Annotated in this window: 13 protein-coding genes and 1 pseudogene; 6 read left to right on the forward strand and 8 right to left on the reverse strand. The window is 74.6% G+C overall.

Annotated elements, in window-relative coordinates; all coding sequences use genetic code 11:
* Positions 1-10: 10 nt before the first annotated feature.
* The 6 genes and pseudogenes from AB0M92_RS30815 to AB0M92_RS30840 all read left to right on the forward strand — a co-directional run.
* The gene (locus tag AB0M92_RS30815; RefSeq protein WP_366105593.1) at positions 11-1,135 is read left to right on the forward strand and encodes a carbon-nitrogen hydrolase family protein; all 1,125 of its coding nucleotides are present in this window, start codon (positions 11-13) and stop codon (positions 1,133-1,135) included.
* Positions 1,132-2,286, forward strand: a complete 1,155-nt coding sequence (locus tag AB0M92_RS30820) for a cupin domain-containing protein (RefSeq protein WP_366105594.1) — start codon at positions 1,132-1,134, stop codon at positions 2,284-2,286. The genes AB0M92_RS30815 and AB0M92_RS30820 overlap by 4 nt, the downstream gene beginning before the upstream one ends.
* 17 nt (positions 2,287-2,303) lie before the next feature.
* A complete protein-coding gene (locus AB0M92_RS30825) occupies positions 2,304-3,218 on the forward strand; it encodes a fumarylacetoacetate hydrolase family protein (protein WP_366105595.1) in 915 nt (304 codons plus the stop codon).
* 87 nt (positions 3,219-3,305) lie between these two features.
* Positions 3,306-4,031 carry an Asp/Glu racemase gene (locus AB0M92_RS30830; RefSeq protein ID WP_366105667.1) on the forward strand — a complete coding sequence of 242 codons (726 nt, stop codon included), beginning with the start codon at positions 3,306-3,308 and terminating at the stop codon, positions 4,029-4,031.
* Between the two features lie 60 nt (positions 4,032-4,091).
* On the forward strand, positions 4,092-4,931 hold the full coding sequence (locus AB0M92_RS30835; protein ID WP_366105596.1) for a PaaX family transcriptional regulator C-terminal domain-containing protein: 840 nt from the start codon (positions 4,092-4,094) through the stop codon (positions 4,929-4,931).
* 14 nt (positions 4,932-4,945) lie between these two features.
* Positions 4,946-5,227: pseudogene (locus AB0M92_RS30840) on the forward strand (hypothetical protein); the annotation flags it as partial.
* A gap of 18 nt (positions 5,228-5,245) precedes the next feature.
* On the opposite strand, the gene AB0M92_RS30845 reads toward AB0M92_RS30840, so the two are convergent.
* From AB0M92_RS30845 to AB0M92_RS30880, 8 genes are all read right to left on the reverse strand, one after another.
* Positions 5,246-6,298 carry a zinc-dependent alcohol dehydrogenase family protein gene (locus AB0M92_RS30845; protein WP_366105597.1) on the reverse strand — a complete coding sequence of 351 codons (1,053 nt, stop codon included), beginning with the start codon at positions 6,296-6,298 and terminating at the stop codon, positions 5,246-5,248.
* Between the two features lie 54 nt (positions 6,299-6,352).
* Entirely contained in the window at positions 6,353-7,207 is an 855-nt protein-coding gene (locus tag AB0M92_RS30850) for a DMT family transporter (protein WP_366105599.1), read from the reverse strand.
* A gap of 90 nt (positions 7,208-7,297) precedes the next feature.
* Positions 7,298-8,101: an alpha-L-glutamate ligase gene (locus tag AB0M92_RS30855; protein WP_366105600.1), complete on the reverse strand. Its 804-nt coding sequence runs from the start codon at positions 8,099-8,101 to the stop codon at positions 7,298-7,300.
* Complete coding sequence (locus tag AB0M92_RS30860) at positions 8,098-9,066, reverse strand: hypothetical protein (RefSeq protein ID WP_366105601.1); 969 nt, start codon at positions 9,064-9,066, stop codon at positions 8,098-8,100. Before AB0M92_RS30860 ends, AB0M92_RS30855 begins: the two co-directional genes overlap by 4 nt.
* Before the next feature lie 140 nt (positions 9,067-9,206).
* Positions 9,207-12,578, reverse strand: a complete 3,372-nt coding sequence (locus AB0M92_RS30865) for a hypothetical protein (RefSeq protein WP_366105602.1) — start codon at positions 12,576-12,578, stop codon at positions 9,207-9,209.
* 125 nt (positions 12,579-12,703) lie between these two features.
* Positions 12,704-13,435 (reverse strand): zf-HC2 domain-containing protein, encoded by a 732-nt coding sequence (locus AB0M92_RS30870; protein ID WP_366105603.1) that lies wholly within the window; start codon positions 13,433-13,435, stop codon positions 12,704-12,706.
* Positions 13,432-14,037, reverse strand: a complete 606-nt coding sequence (locus AB0M92_RS30875; RefSeq protein WP_366105604.1) for a sigma-70 family RNA polymerase sigma factor — start codon at positions 14,035-14,037, stop codon at positions 13,432-13,434. Before AB0M92_RS30875 ends, AB0M92_RS30870 begins: the two co-directional genes overlap by 4 nt.
* 104 nt (positions 14,038-14,141) lie before the next feature.
* A complete protein-coding gene (locus AB0M92_RS30880) occupies positions 14,142-15,134 on the reverse strand; it encodes a DUF1996 domain-containing protein (RefSeq protein ID WP_366105605.1) in 993 nt (330 codons plus the stop codon).
* Between the last annotated feature and the right edge of the window lie 125 nt (positions 15,135-15,259).

Below are 15,259 nucleotides of genomic sequence, written 5' to 3' on the forward strand. Positions count from 1 at the left end.
GGAGACCCCGATGGAGACCCCGATGGAGACCCCGCCGAAGGGCGCGCCCCCCGAGGGCCCGACCCCGGGCCGCCCGCCCCTGCCCCGGAGCCCCGTGCCCCCGAGGCCCGTGCCCCCGGGCCACCTGCCCCAGAGCCGTCTGCCCCGCTTCACGGCGGCGGCCGTCCAGGCCTCGCCCGTCTACCTCGACCCCGCCGCCACCGTCGACAAGGCCGTTGCGCTCATCGCCGAGGCGGCCGGGAACGGCGCCGAACTCGTCGTCTTCCCCGAGGTGTTCGTACCCGGCTACCCCTACTGGAACTGGACGATGAACCCCGTCCAGGGCTCGCCCTGGTTCGAGCGCCTCCAGCGCGCCTCGGTCGACGTGCCCGGCCCGTACGTGGACGCCCTGCGCGCGGCGGCCCGCCAGTACGGGGTCGTCCTCGTCATTGGCGTCAACGAGCGCGCCGCGCACAGCCTCGGCGTCCTCTACAACACGCTGCTCACCATCGGCTCCGACGGCGCGCTCCTCGGCGTGCACCGCAAACTGGTGCCCACCTGGGCCGAGAAGCTCACCTGGACCGGCGGCGACGGCAGCTCCCTGCGCGTCCACCCCACCTCCGTGGGGCCGCTCGGCGCCCTGGCCTGCGGCGAGAACACCAACACGCTGGCCCGGTTCACCCTCCTCGCGCAGGGCGAACTCGTGCACGCCTCCTGCTACATCGCCCTGCCCGTGGCCCCGGCCGACTACGACATGGCCGAGGCCATCGCCGTCCGTACCGCCGCCCACAGCTTCGAGGGCAAGGTCTTCTCCGTCGTCTCCTGCTCCACCGTCTCCCCGGAGATCGTGGACCTGCTCGCCGGGGACGACGAGGAGCTGCGCGCCCTGTTCCGGCGGCCCCGCAGCGCCCTGTCCGGGATCTTCGGCCCCGACGGCCGCCCGGTCACCGAACCGCTCGTCGACGACGAGGGCATCGTCTACGGCGAGATAGACCTCGGCCGGTGCATCCAGCCCAAGCAGATGCACGACATCACCGGCCACTACAACCGCTTCGACGTCTTCCGCCTCGAAGTCGACAACCGCCCCCGGCTGCCGGTGACGTTCACCGCACCGCCCGAGGGCCCCCGGATCACCACACCTGAGGAGGACGTATGACCATCGAGCAGGACGACACCATGCTCGGCCGCGCCCGGGTCAGTGACACCCCCGAGCTCACCGCGTACTACGGCGAACTCGAAGCCCTGGACGCCGGCGCCCTGTGGACCGTGGCCAACGACATCGAGCCCTGGTACCCGCAGCCCAAGTCCGTTCCCGTGCTGTGGCGTTACGAGGAGCTGCGGCCCCTCGTCCACAAGGCACTCGGCATGGTCAAGGCCGACGACGCGGGCCGCCGCGTCGTGATGCTCGTCAACCCCGGCCGCAAGGACGTCAGCGCCGCCGCCGGCCTCCTCTACACCGGGCTCCAGATCATGGGCCCCGGCGAGGCCATGACCGCCCACCGCCACCAGGCCGCCGCCCTGCGCTTCGTCCACGAGGGCACCGGCGCCTGGACCGTCGTCGACGGCCAGAAGCTGCGGGTCGGCTCGCGCGACTTCGCCATCACCCCCAACGGCACCTGGCACGAGCACGGCAACGACGGCGAGGAGGGGCCCGTCATCTGGCAGGACGGCCTCGACATCCCGCTCGTCAACGCGCTGGACGCCGGGTTCTACGAGGTCCACCCCGAGCTCCACCAGACGCCCGGCAAGGTGGTCAACTCCTCCGTGCTCGAATACGCCGCGAACCTGCTCCCGTACGGCTCGGAGCGCTGGAGCCGGCCCTACTCGCCCCTGCTCGCCTACCCCTGGGAGCCGACGTACGAGGCCCTTCTCGGCCTCGCCGGGGCGAGCGAGGGCTCCCCGTACGACGGGATCATCGCCGAGTACACCAACCCGGTCACCGGCGGCTCCGTGATGCCGACCATGGGGGCCCACATGCAGCTGCTGCGCCCCGGACAGGCCACCCGCGCCCATCGGCACACCGGCTCGGTGATCTACACGGCGGCCAAGGGGCACGGGGTCTCGGTCATCGCCGGGCAGCGCTTCGAATGGCGCCAGGGCGACATCTTCTGCGTCCCGTCCTGGGCCTGGCACGAGCACCACAACCTCGACCGGTCCGAGGACGCCTGCCTGTTCTCCTTCAACGACTTCCCCGTGATGCGCTCGCTCGGCTTCCACCGCGAAGAGGCGTACCCGGACAACGACGGCCACCAGCCGATGCCGGCCGCCGCCGCGCCGAGTGCCGCCGCCCCGACCGCCACCGCCTGACCCCGAGGAACCCCACCATGCGACTGCTCACCTTCACCACCGCCGCCGCCGGCGATTCAACGCCCCGGCTCGGCGCCGACGTCGACGGTCTCGTCCTCGACCTCGGAGTCCTCGCCGACCACGCCGGCGTCGACCTGCCCGGCGATCTGCTCTCCTTCATCCAGGCGGGCCCCGCCGCTCAGGAGGCCGCCCGCCGCCTGATCGAGGCCGATCCGGCCGCCCGGCCGGCCGGGGGAGCCCACCGGCTCGAAGGCGTCACCCCGGCCGCCCCGCTGCGCCCCGGCAAGATCATCGGGGTCGGCCTCAACTACGTCGAGCACGTCGAGGAGTCCAGCCGCAGCCTGGACACCGACAAGGAACTCCCCACCCGTCCCGTCCTGTTCAGCAAGCCCGCCACCGCCGTCACCGGCCCCGGCGCGCCGATCCTGCACAACGGAAACCTCACGCGCCAACTCGACTGGGAGTGCGAACTGGCCGTCGTCATCGGCCGTACCGCGTACCGCGTGAGAGAGGAGGACGCGTACGAGCACGTCTTCGGCTTCAGCATCGTCAACGACATCAGCGCCCGCGACCAGCGCCGCTCCGGCCAGTGGTTCTTCTCCAAGGGACAGGACTCGTACGCCCCCTTCGGCCCGGTGGTGGTCACCGCGGACGAGATCCCCGACCCGATGGCCCTGGACCTCTCCCTGCGCGTCAACGGCGTCACGAAGCAGAAGTCGAACACGCGGCACATGCTGTTCCCGATCGCCCGCCTCATCGCCGACATCAGCTCCGGCGTGACCCTGGAGCCCGGCGACGTCATCGCGACCGGATCTCCGTCCGGAGTCGGCGCCGGCATGGTGCCGCCGGAGTTCCTGGTTCCGGGCGACACGGTCGAGGCGACCGTGGAGCGCATCGGCACCCTGGTCAACCCGGTCGTCGACGCCCGCTGACCCCCCTACGCCAGCAAGCACCGAGGAGCACCCGTGCCGCCCCGTACCTACCGCATCGGCCAGATCGTGCCGAGCTCGAACGTGACCATGGAGACCGAGGTCCCCGCCATCCTGCGCGCCCGCCAGGCGGTGCTGCCCGACGAGAGGTTCACCTTCCACTCCAGCCGGATGCGCATGACCCATGTGACCCCGGAACAGCTCAAGGCCATGGACGCCGACTCCGACCGCTGCGCGGTGGAGCTGTCCGACGCCCGCGTCGACGTGCTGGGCTACGCCTGCCTGGTCGCGATCATGAGCATGGGCCTCGGCTACCACCGCACCGCGGAGCAGCGGCTGCACACCCGTACGGTCGGGAACGGCGCCCCCGCGCCCGTGGTCACCAGTGCCGGCGCCCTCGTCCACGGACTGCACACCATGGGCGCCCGCAAGATCGCGCTGCTCGCCCCGTACATGCGCCCGCTCACGCGGACCGTCGTGGACTACCTCACCCACGAGGGCATCGAGGTCCTCGACTACGAGGCCCTGGAAATCCCGGACAACCTCGACGTGGCCGCCCACGACCCGGCCAAGCTGCCCGGGCTCGCCCGCGCACTGGAGTACGCGGACGCCGACGCGGTCGTGCTCTCGGCCTGCGTGCAGATGCCCTCGCTCGGAGCCATCGAGGAGGCCGAACAGCTGCTGGGCAAGCCGGTGGTGTCGGCGGCCGTCTGCACCGCCCACCAGATGATGCGCGCCCTCGACCTGCCGGCGGTGGCCCCGGGCGCGGGCCACCTGCTCTCGGGGGCCTTCGCGCGGACGCCGCTTGCGCGGTAGGGGCCGGGGCCGCGGGGGGCGGCTGGATATGATCGCGACCGCGCACTACGGAAGGCGATCATGTCGGACAGCCCCCTCAGGCCCAGCTCGTTGATCAACACGGTCTACGGAGCGTTCCTGCGCCGCCTCGGCGGCTGGATCTCCATCGCGGACCTGATCACGCTGATGGGCGAGCTGGACGTGGACGGCCCGGCGGTGCGGTCGGCGATCTCGCGCCTGAAGAAGCGCGGAGTCCTCGAACCGGAGCGCCGGGGCGCCACCGGGTACCGGCTCAGCCCGGCCGCGCACCCCGTCTTCGACGAGGGCGACCGCCGCATCTTCGCGAGCCTCGAACCCGCCGACCTGGCCGACGGCTGGGCCATGGCGGTGTTCTCCGTACCGGAGTCCGAGCGCTCCCACCGCTACCAGTTGCGCACCCGGCTGACCTGGCTCGGCTTCGGCAACATCGCGCCGGGCGTGTGGCTGGCGCCCGGGCGGCTGCTCGACGACGCCCGGGCGATGCTCGTACGGCTCGGCCTCAGCGAGTACGTCCACCTGTTCGCCGCCGACTACGCCGCCTTCAGCGACCTGGCGCAGACGGTCAGCGACTGGTGGGACTTCCCGGCGATCCAGACCCAGTACGCGGCCTTCACCGACACCTACGCCCCCGTCGCCGCGCGCCTCGCGGCGGAGGGGGAGCCGGACCCGGCCGAGGCGTTCCGCCACTACGTCCCCCTGCTCACGCAGTGGCGCCGCCTTCCCTACCTCGACCCGGGCCTGCCGACCGAACTCCTGCCGCCCGACTGGAACGCGGTCGCGGCCCGCCAGCTCTTCCAGCGGCTCCACGCGGTCCTCCTGGACCCGAGCCTGAACCACGTCCGCGAGATCACGGGCCTGACGGGCCCCGAGCACACCCCCTGAGGATCCGTCGATAGTCGATCGGCACGCTGGAGGTGCAGGAGCGCAGCTGCGTCGACGGCCGGCCGATCGTGTACTGGCGGCCCGGCCGCACGTTCTGTCTGCGGATGCGCATCCGGCTGGGCCGCAGCGCCCGCCGGGCCCACTGGGTCGACATCTGGCGGGACCCGGCCGGGGCGGCTGCCGTGAGAGCGGCCAACGACGGAAACGAGACCGTGCCGACCGTCTTCGTCGCCGGCCTGCCGCACGCCAACCCCGATCCGCGACGGGTGCGCGAACAGCTCCCGCCCTGCGCGTGATAGGGCATCGCCGCGGGCTCAGGTCCGCGCAGGCACGCCCGGCAGGATGATCGTGACGCCGCGGGTGGGGGTCGTGTCCATCGCGGCCAGAGCCGCGGGAGCCGCTTCCAGGGGGATCGTCGACGTGACCAGGAGGTCGGGGCGCAGGGCGCCGGAGCGGACCAGTTCCATCATCGGCGGGTACGCGTGCGCGGCCATGCCGTGGCTGCCGAGGACCTCCAGCTCCCAGCCGATCACGCGTTCCATCGGCAGGGCCGTCTCCCCCGCCGCCGCAGGCAGCAGCCCCACCTGCACGTGCCGCCCCCGCCGGCGCAGTCCCTCGACGGAGGCGGCGGCGGTCGCCGGCGAACCCAGCGCGTCGAGCGAGAGGTGCGCGCCGCCGCCCGTCAGCTCCCGTACGGCCTCGGCCGTGCCGCCCGCCCGCGCGTCCACGCAGTGCGCCGCCCCGAACTCCCGCGCCAGCTCCAGCGCTCCCGGCGCCGTGTCCACCGCGACCACCCGCGCCCCGGCCGCCACCGCGACCATCACCGCCGACAGCCCCACCCCGCCGCACCCGTGCACGGCGACCCACTCGCCCGGCGCCACCCGCCCCCGCCGGGCCACGGCCCGGAACGCCGTCGCGAAGCGGCACCCCAGCGCGGCGGCCGTCGCGTACGAGAGCTCCTCCGGCACCGCAACGAGGTTGACGTCGGCGTGCTCCAGGGCCACGTACCGCGCGAAGGAGCCCCAGTGCGTGAAGCCGGGCTGCGTCTGCCGGGCACACACCTGCTGCTCGCCGGCCGCGCAGTCGGCGCAGCTCCCGCAGGCGCAGACGAACGGCACGGTGACCCGGTCCCCGGGCCGCCAGCTCACCACCAGGGAGCCCACCGCCTCCACCACACCGGCCAGTTCGTGCCCGGGCACGTGCGGCAGCACGATGTCCGGATCGTGTCCCATCCATCCGTGCCAGTCGCTGCGGCACAGGCCGGTGGCCTCGACGCGCACCACGACCCCGCCCGGCGACGGACTCGGATCGGGCACCTCGCGGACCTCGGCCGGCCGCCCGTACCGCTCGAACACCACCGCGCGCATGGATACCGCCCCCACTCGACTGCCCGGCACGCTACCGCGCGCCCGCCGACGGCGTCAGGGGGCGCCCGTGCCGGCCCGCGCGAGCGCGAAGACACCCAGGCAGACCAGCGCCACGCCCAGCAGCTGGGGCAGCACCCACCAGCCCGACCGCAGGTGCTCCTCGTACAGCACCACGCCCAGGGCGACGCTGACGCTCGCGTCGCCCAGCGTCAGCGCGGGCTGAGAGGCGACCAGCGGCCCGCCCTGCATGGCGTGTTCGAGCAGCAGCAGGGCGCAGATGCCGGTCGCTCCGAACGCGTACGTCTGCCACGTGGTGAGGAATCCGACGAGGCCGCTCTCCGTCAGCACGTACACGGAGTGCTTCATCAGGGCGGCCGTGATCGCGTAGCAGACGGCGGTGGCCGCGCCGAGGCAGCCGGCCCGGGCGCGCCCCGGCGGGCGGCGCAGCCCGGCCACCGCCAGCGCCGCCACGACGGCCGCGCACGCCACGAGGGCCGGAATCCACCGGTCGGCCGGCACGTGCGTCCGGTTCCCGGTGGGGGAGGCCGCGGCCATGGCCACCCCCAGCCCGGTCACGACCCCCGCCACGGCCAGCCACAGGGCGCCCGACAGCCGCTGCCGCGTCACCAGCGAGGCGATCAGCAGCGCGAGCGGCAGCTCCAGCACGAACAGCGGCTGTACGAGGACCAGCGCGCCCGTGGCCAGCGCCGCGGCCTGCCCCACGCCGGCCGCGATCACCGCCAGGATCCCGGCGATCCACACGGGCCGCCTCAACAGGTCGAGGACCAGCCCGAAGCGGAAGCCCTCGCTCTGCGGCACGGTGAGCGCCGCCCGCCGCTGGAGCACGGTGGCCAGCGCGTTGCTGAGCGCCGCGAACAGCGCGAAGAGGACCGGCAGTACGACGCCCATCCGCCGATCCTCACGGCGGCCGCCGCGGCCCCGGCCCGCCGACACGCCCCGCGGCGCGGATTCCCCCTGTCCGGTCCCCGCACGACGCGATCAGCGCGCAGCCGCGGCCCGGTCCAGGGCCAGCGCCGCCAGGGCCTGCGGGGCGCCGGCCTGGCCCCGGATCCCGGGGAAGGCGTTGACGTCCACGATGAGCGGGGCGCCGTCGCCCGTCTCGATGAGGTCGACCCCGTACACGTCGAGTGAGAAGACCTCGCCGGTGCGGCGGACCAGGTCCGCCCAGCCGGGCGGCAGTTCGGCCGGGGCGAGCGGCCGCGTCGGGCCCCGGCCCTCCGGTGCGAGTTCCGAGCGGCGCAGGGCGGCGAAGACCCGGTCCCCGATCGCCCACAGCTTGTGGTCCCAGCCGCTGTTCGGCGCGAACTCCTGGACCACGACGGGCTCCTGCGGCCAGGCCCGTGCGAGCTCGCGCAGCCGGACCGCGTCGTCGACCCGGGCCACCAGGTCGGCCCGGCGGCTGTGCCGGCTCTTGACCACCAGCGGCGAGCCCCCGAACGGAGCGCCGGCGGCCCAGTCCGCGAGCGAGCCGTAGGTACGGGTGCCCGCGAACGGCAGCCCGGCGCCCAGCGCCAGCTCCGCCATCCGGGTGCGGTCCTGGCAGAGCGCGGTGGCCGCCGCCGAGTTCAGCACCGGGGCCCCGCGCCGCTCCAGCTCCCGCGCGAGGTCCAGCGCCCGCGGCGTCCGCGCCTTCAGCAGGTATACGTCGGCCGGCCCGGCGGGGGCTGCGACCGCCGCACCCGGATCCAGCGACTCCACCCGGTGCCCTTCGGCTTCGAGCAGCGCCCTCGCAGCGGCCAGCAGCGGATGGCCGGGCTCGGGCGTGACCAGGCAGATCCTCACAGCGCGGCCTCGCCGGCCCGCGTGGAGGCCGCAGCCGCGGGAGCCTGTGCCGCGGGGGCTTGCGCTGCGGAAGCCTGCGCCGAGGAAGCCTGCGCCGGGATCGGCAGCGGGAGTCCGTGAGCCGGCGGACGGACGCCGGAGTCCGCCGCCCGGCCGCCCGCCCGGGCCAGCCCGAGTACGGCCCGCCCCACCCGGGCCGCCGCGTCCGGGACCTGACGGAAGCTGGGGAAGTCGTTCACGTCCACCACCACCGGCCCTTCCGGACCCAGCAGCACGTCCACCCCGTACAGGTCGAGCCCGTAGACCGCCCCCACCTGCGCGGCGATCGCGGCCACCTCGGCCGACAGCGGAACCCGCCGCTCCCGTACCGCCGGATCCGGGTGCAGGGGCGAACAGCGCTCGGTGGCGAAGAGCTCCCCGCCGACCGCGTACACCTTGATGTCGGTGCCCGAGTTGGCCACGTACGGCTGGGCGATGAGCATGTGCTCGCCCGCCAGCTCCGGGAGCAGCGCTTCGAGCTCCCCGGGCGAGGACACCAGGTGCACGGCGCGGCCGGAGCTGCCGTCCGCCGGCTTGACCACGAGCGGGTACTGCGCCACCGGTATCTCCCGCAGCAGGTCCGGCCGCGCCACGGCGTACGTCGGCGGCATCGGGAGCCCCCGGGTCCGGCCGATGGCGGCGGCCAGCGCCTTGTCCCGGACGCCCCGGATCGAGCGGGCGTCGTTGACGGTGGTCATGCCGGCCGCGGCGGCGGCTTCGAGCAGGGTCAGCCCGGGCCCGCCCGACACCGTTTTGAGCACCCAGGCGTCGTGCGCGCCCGAGCCCATGACCTCGTCCATGCGCAGCAGCGAGCCGCCCGGCCGCACCACGTCCACCTGGTGTCCCCAGGCGGTCAGCTGCCGGATCACCTCGTTCGGCATGCCGTCGTGGCGGTAGTGCTCCTCCACCAGGAAGCAGAGCCTCATCGACCTTCCCCATATTCCCCGGACGTCCGCCGATCCCGTCCGGCGAGTTGTGACGTCACAGGATGTCATGGAGCGCAATGTGATGATCAGTCCGGATGGTGACGGGATCGGTGACACGATCCACCGACCGCCGCCGCCGGTCACTCCTGGTGCGTGAACACCACCAGTGCCGCCTCCCGTACCTCCTGATCCGCGTGCCGCCTCAGCCCCCGCAGCACCTCACGCCACTGCGGCGCCCAGCCGCAGCGCCGGCCCATCGCCGAGGTGAGCGCGACGGCGAACAGCCCCGGAACCGGGGCCCCGTCCTGTGCGAGTGAGCGTACGGCCTCCAGCACGACGGCCGGATCCCCGACCCGGTCGCCGTACCAGTTCCCGTCGCGCAGTGCGTCCGCCGTCGACGCCGCCGCTGCCGGCCGGCCCGCATGGGCCTCGACCAGGGCGTCCAGCGCCGCACGCAGCTCCGGCAGCTCCGCGCGCAGGTCCACCGACCGCCGCAGCAGCGCCACGCGGACCGTGGCCAGGGCCGGTTCACCCGCGAGCTGCCGCACCAGGGCCGCACGCAGCCCGTCGTGCTCCTCCGCGAGGCTCAGGCACAGGAACCGGACGCGCTGGAGCGCCGGCAGGTCCCTCTCGGCCCCGGCCTCCGGGCCGTCGCCGGAGCGTACGACGGCCAACAGCTCGGCCACGGCGCGGTGGAACGGGCTCCCGGGCTCACCGCCGCCGACGGGATGCGCCAGCCCCGAACCGGCGATCTTCTCCAGCGCCGTCGCCGCGCCCTTCCAGTGCGGGTTCGGGGCCAGGTCGCAGACGGCCCGGCGTACGGGGTCCGCCGCCTCGGGCGCGTACGCGACCCATTGCGGCAGCGCCGCGATCGCCTGCGCGGCCACGGACGGGTGCGCGGAGGCGGCCAGGAGCGCCACCAGCCGGGCGTAGCGCGGCCGGTGGCGCTGCGCCACCCACAGCGTCGGGGTCTGCGCCATCACGGCCCCGGCCTCCCGCGTTCCGCTCGCCGCGGAGCGCTCCAGCAGGGGCCAGACCTCCCCGGCCGACAGGAGCCCGATCGCGAGGCCCACCGCCGCGGTCACCACATCGGGGTGGCTGTCCTCGTCGTCCGTGATGCGCGCCAGCAGTGCCACGGCCTGCCGGGGCGGCAGGAAGCGCACGGTCAGCCGGACCGCCTCCTTGCGGCTGGTCACCTTCACGCCCGCGGCCCGGCCCAGCAGCCCCTCCAGCAGCTCGGCGAGCCGCGTCGGCGCGGTCGCGGCCGCTGCCCGCCCCGCCGCGTACACCGCGACGCGGGCGCGGTCGTCGCCCGCGTGCGCGAGCAGTTCGGGCAAGGCCGCCGCCGGCTCGACGGTCCGGGCCGAGGCGGCGAGCGCGGTCTCCGCGAGCAGCGTCTGCGCCGAGCCCGCGTGCCGCCGTACGAGCTCCAGCCCGTGGTCGGGGATCAGCGCCGCGGCCCGCAGGACGTCCGAACGCTGGTACTCCGTCCGCGACTCGTCGCCGACGGCGACCTCCGCCAGCCAGGCCGCCTCCTCCTGCTGGCGCGGGACCCACAGGGACGCCCGGTCGAACCGGGGCAGCGGCCGCACGGAGCCCTCGCGCAGGAAGCGGCCGTACGGCGGGCGCGCGGCGAGCACGCGGTCCAGCAGATCGGTGCGGTGCGCCGACAGCACCTCCAGTACGGGCGCCAGCGCGACCGCCGAGGGTTCCTGCTCCAGCAGCGCGGCCACGCGCTCGCCACGCGTGGCCGAGTCGGCCAGCCAGACCCTCGCGAACTGGGGGAACAGCGAGTCGGAGCAGCGCGTGCGGGCCTCGTCGAGCATCCGCTGGAGCTCCGGCAGACGGCGGCCGCGCTCGCCCAGGTAGGCCGCGAACGAGACCAGCGCCCCGTATTCGCCCTTGGCCGCGTGCACGCCGAGCCGGGGCCGCACCGCTTCGAAGACCTGCCGTTCCCGGCCGCGCGGGAGCCTGTGACCGCAACCCCCGCGCACCAGAAGGCCCGTGCGCACGACGAGGTCGTGGAGGGTGCGCAGCGCCCAGTCGAGCAGTACGGGAGCGGGATCCGGGCTCTCCAGTACGGCGAACACCAGGCGTTCCAGGACGGAACGGGTCTCCACCGAGCAGTCGCGGGCCTCCGCGGCGTCCAGGGCGATCCGCTCCACGGAGGCGACCGACGCCTCGGCGGCCAGCAGCGACAGCGGCACCCCGGCCAGCGCCGTCAGCGCGGCGGCGCGCACGGGGTCGCGGTCGTTGCGCAGCCGCTGCGCCATCAGGGCGAGCACCTCGCCCAGTGCTTCGGCGTCGCGCGCGCGGACCGCGTTCTGGACGAGCCGCGGCCACGCCGCCCGGCGGACCTCGGCGTCGGACCGTCGCGTCGCGGCGAGGAGTTCGGGCCGGGCCTCGGCGACCGGAAGGTGCGCGACCAGTTCCAGGAGCCGCTCGTCCGGCCACCCCTTGAGGCGGCCGCGCGCCAGTTCGCGCCGCGCCTCGTCCTCGCGGCGCTCGCGCGGGAGCACGGCCAGGACGGAGTCGGGGAGCGCCCTGCCCGGAGCGCGGACGTGCGCGACGGCGGCGTCGTGGAACTCCTCGCGGCGGCCCGGGGGGAGCGCCTTCAACAGTGCGGCCAGGTACTCGGGACGCTCCGCCCAGCGGCGGCCGAGGGCGGGCAGGGACGGCGGATCGGCGTGGACGAGCCGGCGCAGCAGGGAGCGCGGAAGGAAGTACTCCTGGTAGCCGCCCGCCCGCTCGGGCGCGGTCAGCCACCGTACGAACCGCTCCGCGTCGGCGGTGATGAGGTGGCCGGCCCCGCCCTCCAGCGGCCGGGGCAGCCGGGCCGGTCCGTACTGCTCCAGCAGGCCGAGCACCCGCTCGGGTGCGGCGGGCAGAGCCGCGGCCACTCCCGGCGCCCGGCGGTGCCACCAGGCGGCGCGCAGGTTCTCCGGCAGCTCCGCCAGTTCGGCCGCCGCCCGGTCCAGCACCGGGCCGGGGTGCAGGCGCCCCAGCCGGCCCCAGTGCGTGACGGCGTCGGCCAGTTCCGGCAGCAGCCGGGCGACGAACCCGGGTCCGCAGGCGGGGAGCAGCGAGGCCGCTTCGGCGTCGCCCCACTCGGCCCTCAGGACGGGCGTCAGCCGCTCCGCGAGCGCCTGGCGCGAACCGCGGAGCACGGCCAGCGACAGCTCCCGGCGGACCACGGCGGAGGCGTCCTCGTACGCCGCCTCGATCGCCCCGTCCGGCACCGGAAGGGTACGGACGGCCCGGTGGGCGAGGGACCGCACCACCGGGTCCGGGTCGGCCAGCCGCTGCGCCAGGTACCCGCTCTGCCTCCCCGCGAGGGCCGCGAGTGCGGCCAGCCGCCGCTCGTAGCGGCCCCGCCCGGCCAGCTCCTCCAGCACGCTCCCCAGTTCGCCGGTGCGGGCGAGGCCGCGGGCGGTGGTGGCGAGCAGCCGCAGCCGGTCGGCGTGCGCGAGCGGATCGAGTTCGGCGAGCAGGTGTTCGGCAGACGGTGGCATGCGGTCAGTGTGCCCACCGGGTCTGACGAGGGGAAACGGGTTTCCCGGCGGCCCCGGGCGGACGCCGGGCCCGGGCGGCCCCCGTACGGCCGCCCGGGTTCCGGTGTGCGCCGCAGCGCCCCGGTCTACACCGGCATGGGCACCGACACGAACCGCGTGCCCGACTCGTTCTCGACCACGACCTCCCTGACGTTGGCCGGGTCCACCGCCGCCGAGCCGTCCAGCGAGGCGCCCTTGCCCTCGCCGTTCTGGCTGCCGACGACCCAGCTGCCGGCGGTGGTGCGCTTGCCGTCCTTCCCGACCACGATCAGCACGCAGCGCTCGCCCGGCGGGATCCCCGCCACGGCCGCGTGCACCCGCACCCACTTGGCGGCGGGCATGACCTGTACGGTCATCCGCGCGTTCGTGCGCACGTCGGTCGCCGACGCCACCTTCGTACCCGCCGGTGGCGGCGAAGGCTGCGCCGAGACCGTGGGCGAGGGCTGTGGGGGCAGGGCCACCTGCTCGCCGTCCGCCGAGCCCAGCTGCGCCCCGGCCCAGAACACCGCGGCCAGCGAGGCCGCCGCCGCCAGTCCGGCGACACCCCATCGTCGGCGCCGCTCGCCCGAGGCCTCGCCCCGCACCTGCCGCAGCGTGCGCTGGAGCAGCAGATCACCGCCCTGCGGCGGTCCGTCGAGGAAGGCCTCCGCGGGCACCTCGCCCAAGGCCGCTTCCATCTCGCGCAACGCGGTCACCTCCTCACGGCATTGCACGCAGCCGCTCATGTGCTCCTCGACCCGGCGGAGCTCCTCCCCGTCCAGGACGCCGAGAACGTACGGGCCGAGCAATTCCTCCTCCTCGTGCCGCTGCCGGTTCATGCCACCACCTCTCGCAGTCCGGCGCCCTGACGGGGCGGCCTGCCCATTCGTCTGCCCGCTCGGCCCTCCGTGGTCCCGCCCTGGCGGAACACCTCGCGCAGTGCCTTGAGCGCGTAGTGCGCCCGTGATTTGACCGTGCCCGCCGGGATGCCGAGGCTGTCGGCCGCCTCGGCCACGCTCAGCTGGCGGTAGTACAGCTCCTTCAACACGTCGCGGTGCTCCGGCGACAACTGGTCGAGGGCCCCCAGCACGGTCATCGTGTCCACGATGGAGTCCGCGTGGTCCTGCTCCACCGGGGGAGCGGCCACCTCCCCGGAGACCTCCGCGGGGCGCGCCGCCCTGGCCCGGTAGCGGTCGGTGATGATGTTGCGGGCCACCGTCAGCAGCCAGCCGCGCACCGATCCCTTCCCGTTGACCAGGATCTCGGAATGCCGCCAGGCGCGGATGAGCGTCTCCTGGACGACGTCCTCGGCGGTGGCCCGGTCTCCGGTCAGCCGGGTGGCGTACGCGAGCAGGGCGTGGCCGTGCTCCTCGTACACCGACCTGATCAGTGCCTCATCGGTCGATCCCCGCCGTGTACGGGGCCACAGTGGTCCGGCCATCTCACCCTCTCCGCTTCCTCGCCCATCTCGTGCGGTCAGAACACGCGGCCCGGCGGGAAACGGTTCATGTGACCCGCGTCACTTCGGGGGAAATGGCTGCGTTCTCAGGTGCGGCAGGCGCGTCCCTCGTTGAGGCAGCCGACCACGGCGGCCATCCGGGCGTCCGTCATGGCGTTCACGAACATCGCGTGGTCCGTCTTCGGGCTGTGCCGCTGCTCGGGGAAGGAGTCGACGGCGACCGGCACCCCCGGCGGCACGTCGTAAGCGAGGGAGACGCGCAGCTGGGGCACGGCGAACATGCCCTGCGGGCAGACCCCGTTGGCCGCGGGGAAGACGAGGTGCGAGCGGTGGCCCGGGCTCTCGGTGTCCAGTCCGTTCCAGCAGCTGGGGAAGACGAGCGTACGGGTGAGGCGCTCGCCCGCGGGGCAGCGCGGGTAGCGGGTGGTGAACCGGTCCGGGGAACCGGAACAGCCCCAGCGGGCGCGTACGTCGGCGTCGCTCCAGGCAGTGGCCGCCACCGCGTCGCCGGTCATCGCGCGCAGGAAGCGCGGCATCGGCACCACCTTGCCCACCGGGCTGCCGCGGAACTCGACGGAGACCGCCGCCTCGGGCAGGATCTCGCCCGTGTTGCCGTGCCCGGCCGAGCCCTCGTGCGGGTGGCCGCCGGCCCGGTCCGTCCGGCGCAGGACCGGCCAGTAGTACGTGGAGCGGTCGCCGCCGCGGCAACTGGTCGCGGCGGCGGCCAGGGAGGCGTCGGTCGACATCGCGTCCGTGGACAGGTTCCCGACGTAGGCGTGGGTGTGGTGGGCGCCCGAGCGCAGGCCCGGAGACACCACCAGATTGTCCTCGTTGTAGTGGCGCTCCTCGTTGCGCCCGCAGTCCACCGTCACGGTGCCCGTGGAGGCGTCGGGTCCGGCCGCCGGATCGCCGGGGCCGGGGGGTACGTCCCGTATGTCCACGTAGTCGCGGGAATTCATCCCGGAATGCGAGGTGCCGTCGGGGCCCGCCACCCGTGCGGCTCCCAGCACTGCGGCCGTCAGCCCGATGCCCAGCACCAGGCAGACCAGCAGTGTGAGCACTCGGCGTTCGTTCCCCATGCGGGTCACGGTTGCCGCTGCGCGCCGCAGCGTCAACCTTGAGTCCCGGATGCCGGTCCGTGTGCCCGTCCGCGTGCAGGTCCGCAGGCCGGCCCGGATGCCGGCCGGAGCCCTCCGCCGGGCGG

Origin of the sequence: Streptomyces sp. NPDC051582, from assembly GCF_040681715.1 — a bacterium.
Classification (GTDB): domain Bacteria; phylum Actinomycetota; class Actinomycetes; order Streptomycetales; family Streptomycetaceae; genus Streptomyces.

Excerpts from the sequence above, each read along its gene's own strand:
- AB0M92_RS30815 (WP_366105593.1), top strand. The coding sequence starts at position 11 with ATGGAGACCCCGATGGAGACCCCGCCGAAGGGCGCGCCCCCCGAGGGC.
- AB0M92_RS30820 (WP_366105594.1), top strand. The coding sequence starts at position 1,132 with ATGACCATCGAGCAGGACGACACCATGCTCGGCCGCGCCCGGGTCAGT.
- AB0M92_RS30825 (WP_366105595.1), top strand. The coding sequence starts at position 2,304 with ATGCGACTGCTCACCTTCACCACCGCCGCCGCCGGCGATTCAACGCCC.
- AB0M92_RS30830 (WP_366105667.1), top strand. The coding sequence starts at position 3,306 with ATGGAGACCGAGGTCCCCGCCATCCTGCGCGCCCGCCAGGCGGTGCTG.
- AB0M92_RS30835 (WP_366105596.1), top strand. The coding sequence starts at position 4,092 with ATGTCGGACAGCCCCCTCAGGCCCAGCTCGTTGATCAACACGGTCTAC.
- AB0M92_RS30845 (WP_366105597.1), bottom strand. The coding sequence starts at position 6,298 with ATGCGCGCGGTGGTGTTCGAGCGGTACGGGCGGCCGGCCGAGGTCCGC.
- AB0M92_RS30850 (WP_366105599.1), bottom strand. The coding sequence starts at position 7,207 with ATGGGCGTCGTACTGCCGGTCCTCTTCGCGCTGTTCGCGGCGCTCAGC.
- AB0M92_RS30860 (WP_366105601.1), bottom strand. The coding sequence starts at position 9,066 with ATGAGGCTCTGCTTCCTGGTGGAGGAGCACTACCGCCACGACGGCATG.
- AB0M92_RS30865 (WP_366105602.1), bottom strand. The coding sequence starts at position 12,578 with ATGCCACCGTCTGCCGAACACCTGCTCGCCGAACTCGATCCGCTCGCG.
- AB0M92_RS30870 (WP_366105603.1), bottom strand. The coding sequence starts at position 13,435 with ATGAACCGGCAGCGGCACGAGGAGGAGGAATTGCTCGGCCCGTACGTT.
- AB0M92_RS30875 (WP_366105604.1), bottom strand. The coding sequence starts at position 14,037 with ATGGCCGGACCACTGTGGCCCCGTACACGGCGGGGATCGACCGATGAG.
- AB0M92_RS30880 (WP_366105605.1), bottom strand. The coding sequence starts at position 15,134 with ATGGGGAACGAACGCCGAGTGCTCACACTGCTGGTCTGCCTGGTGCTG.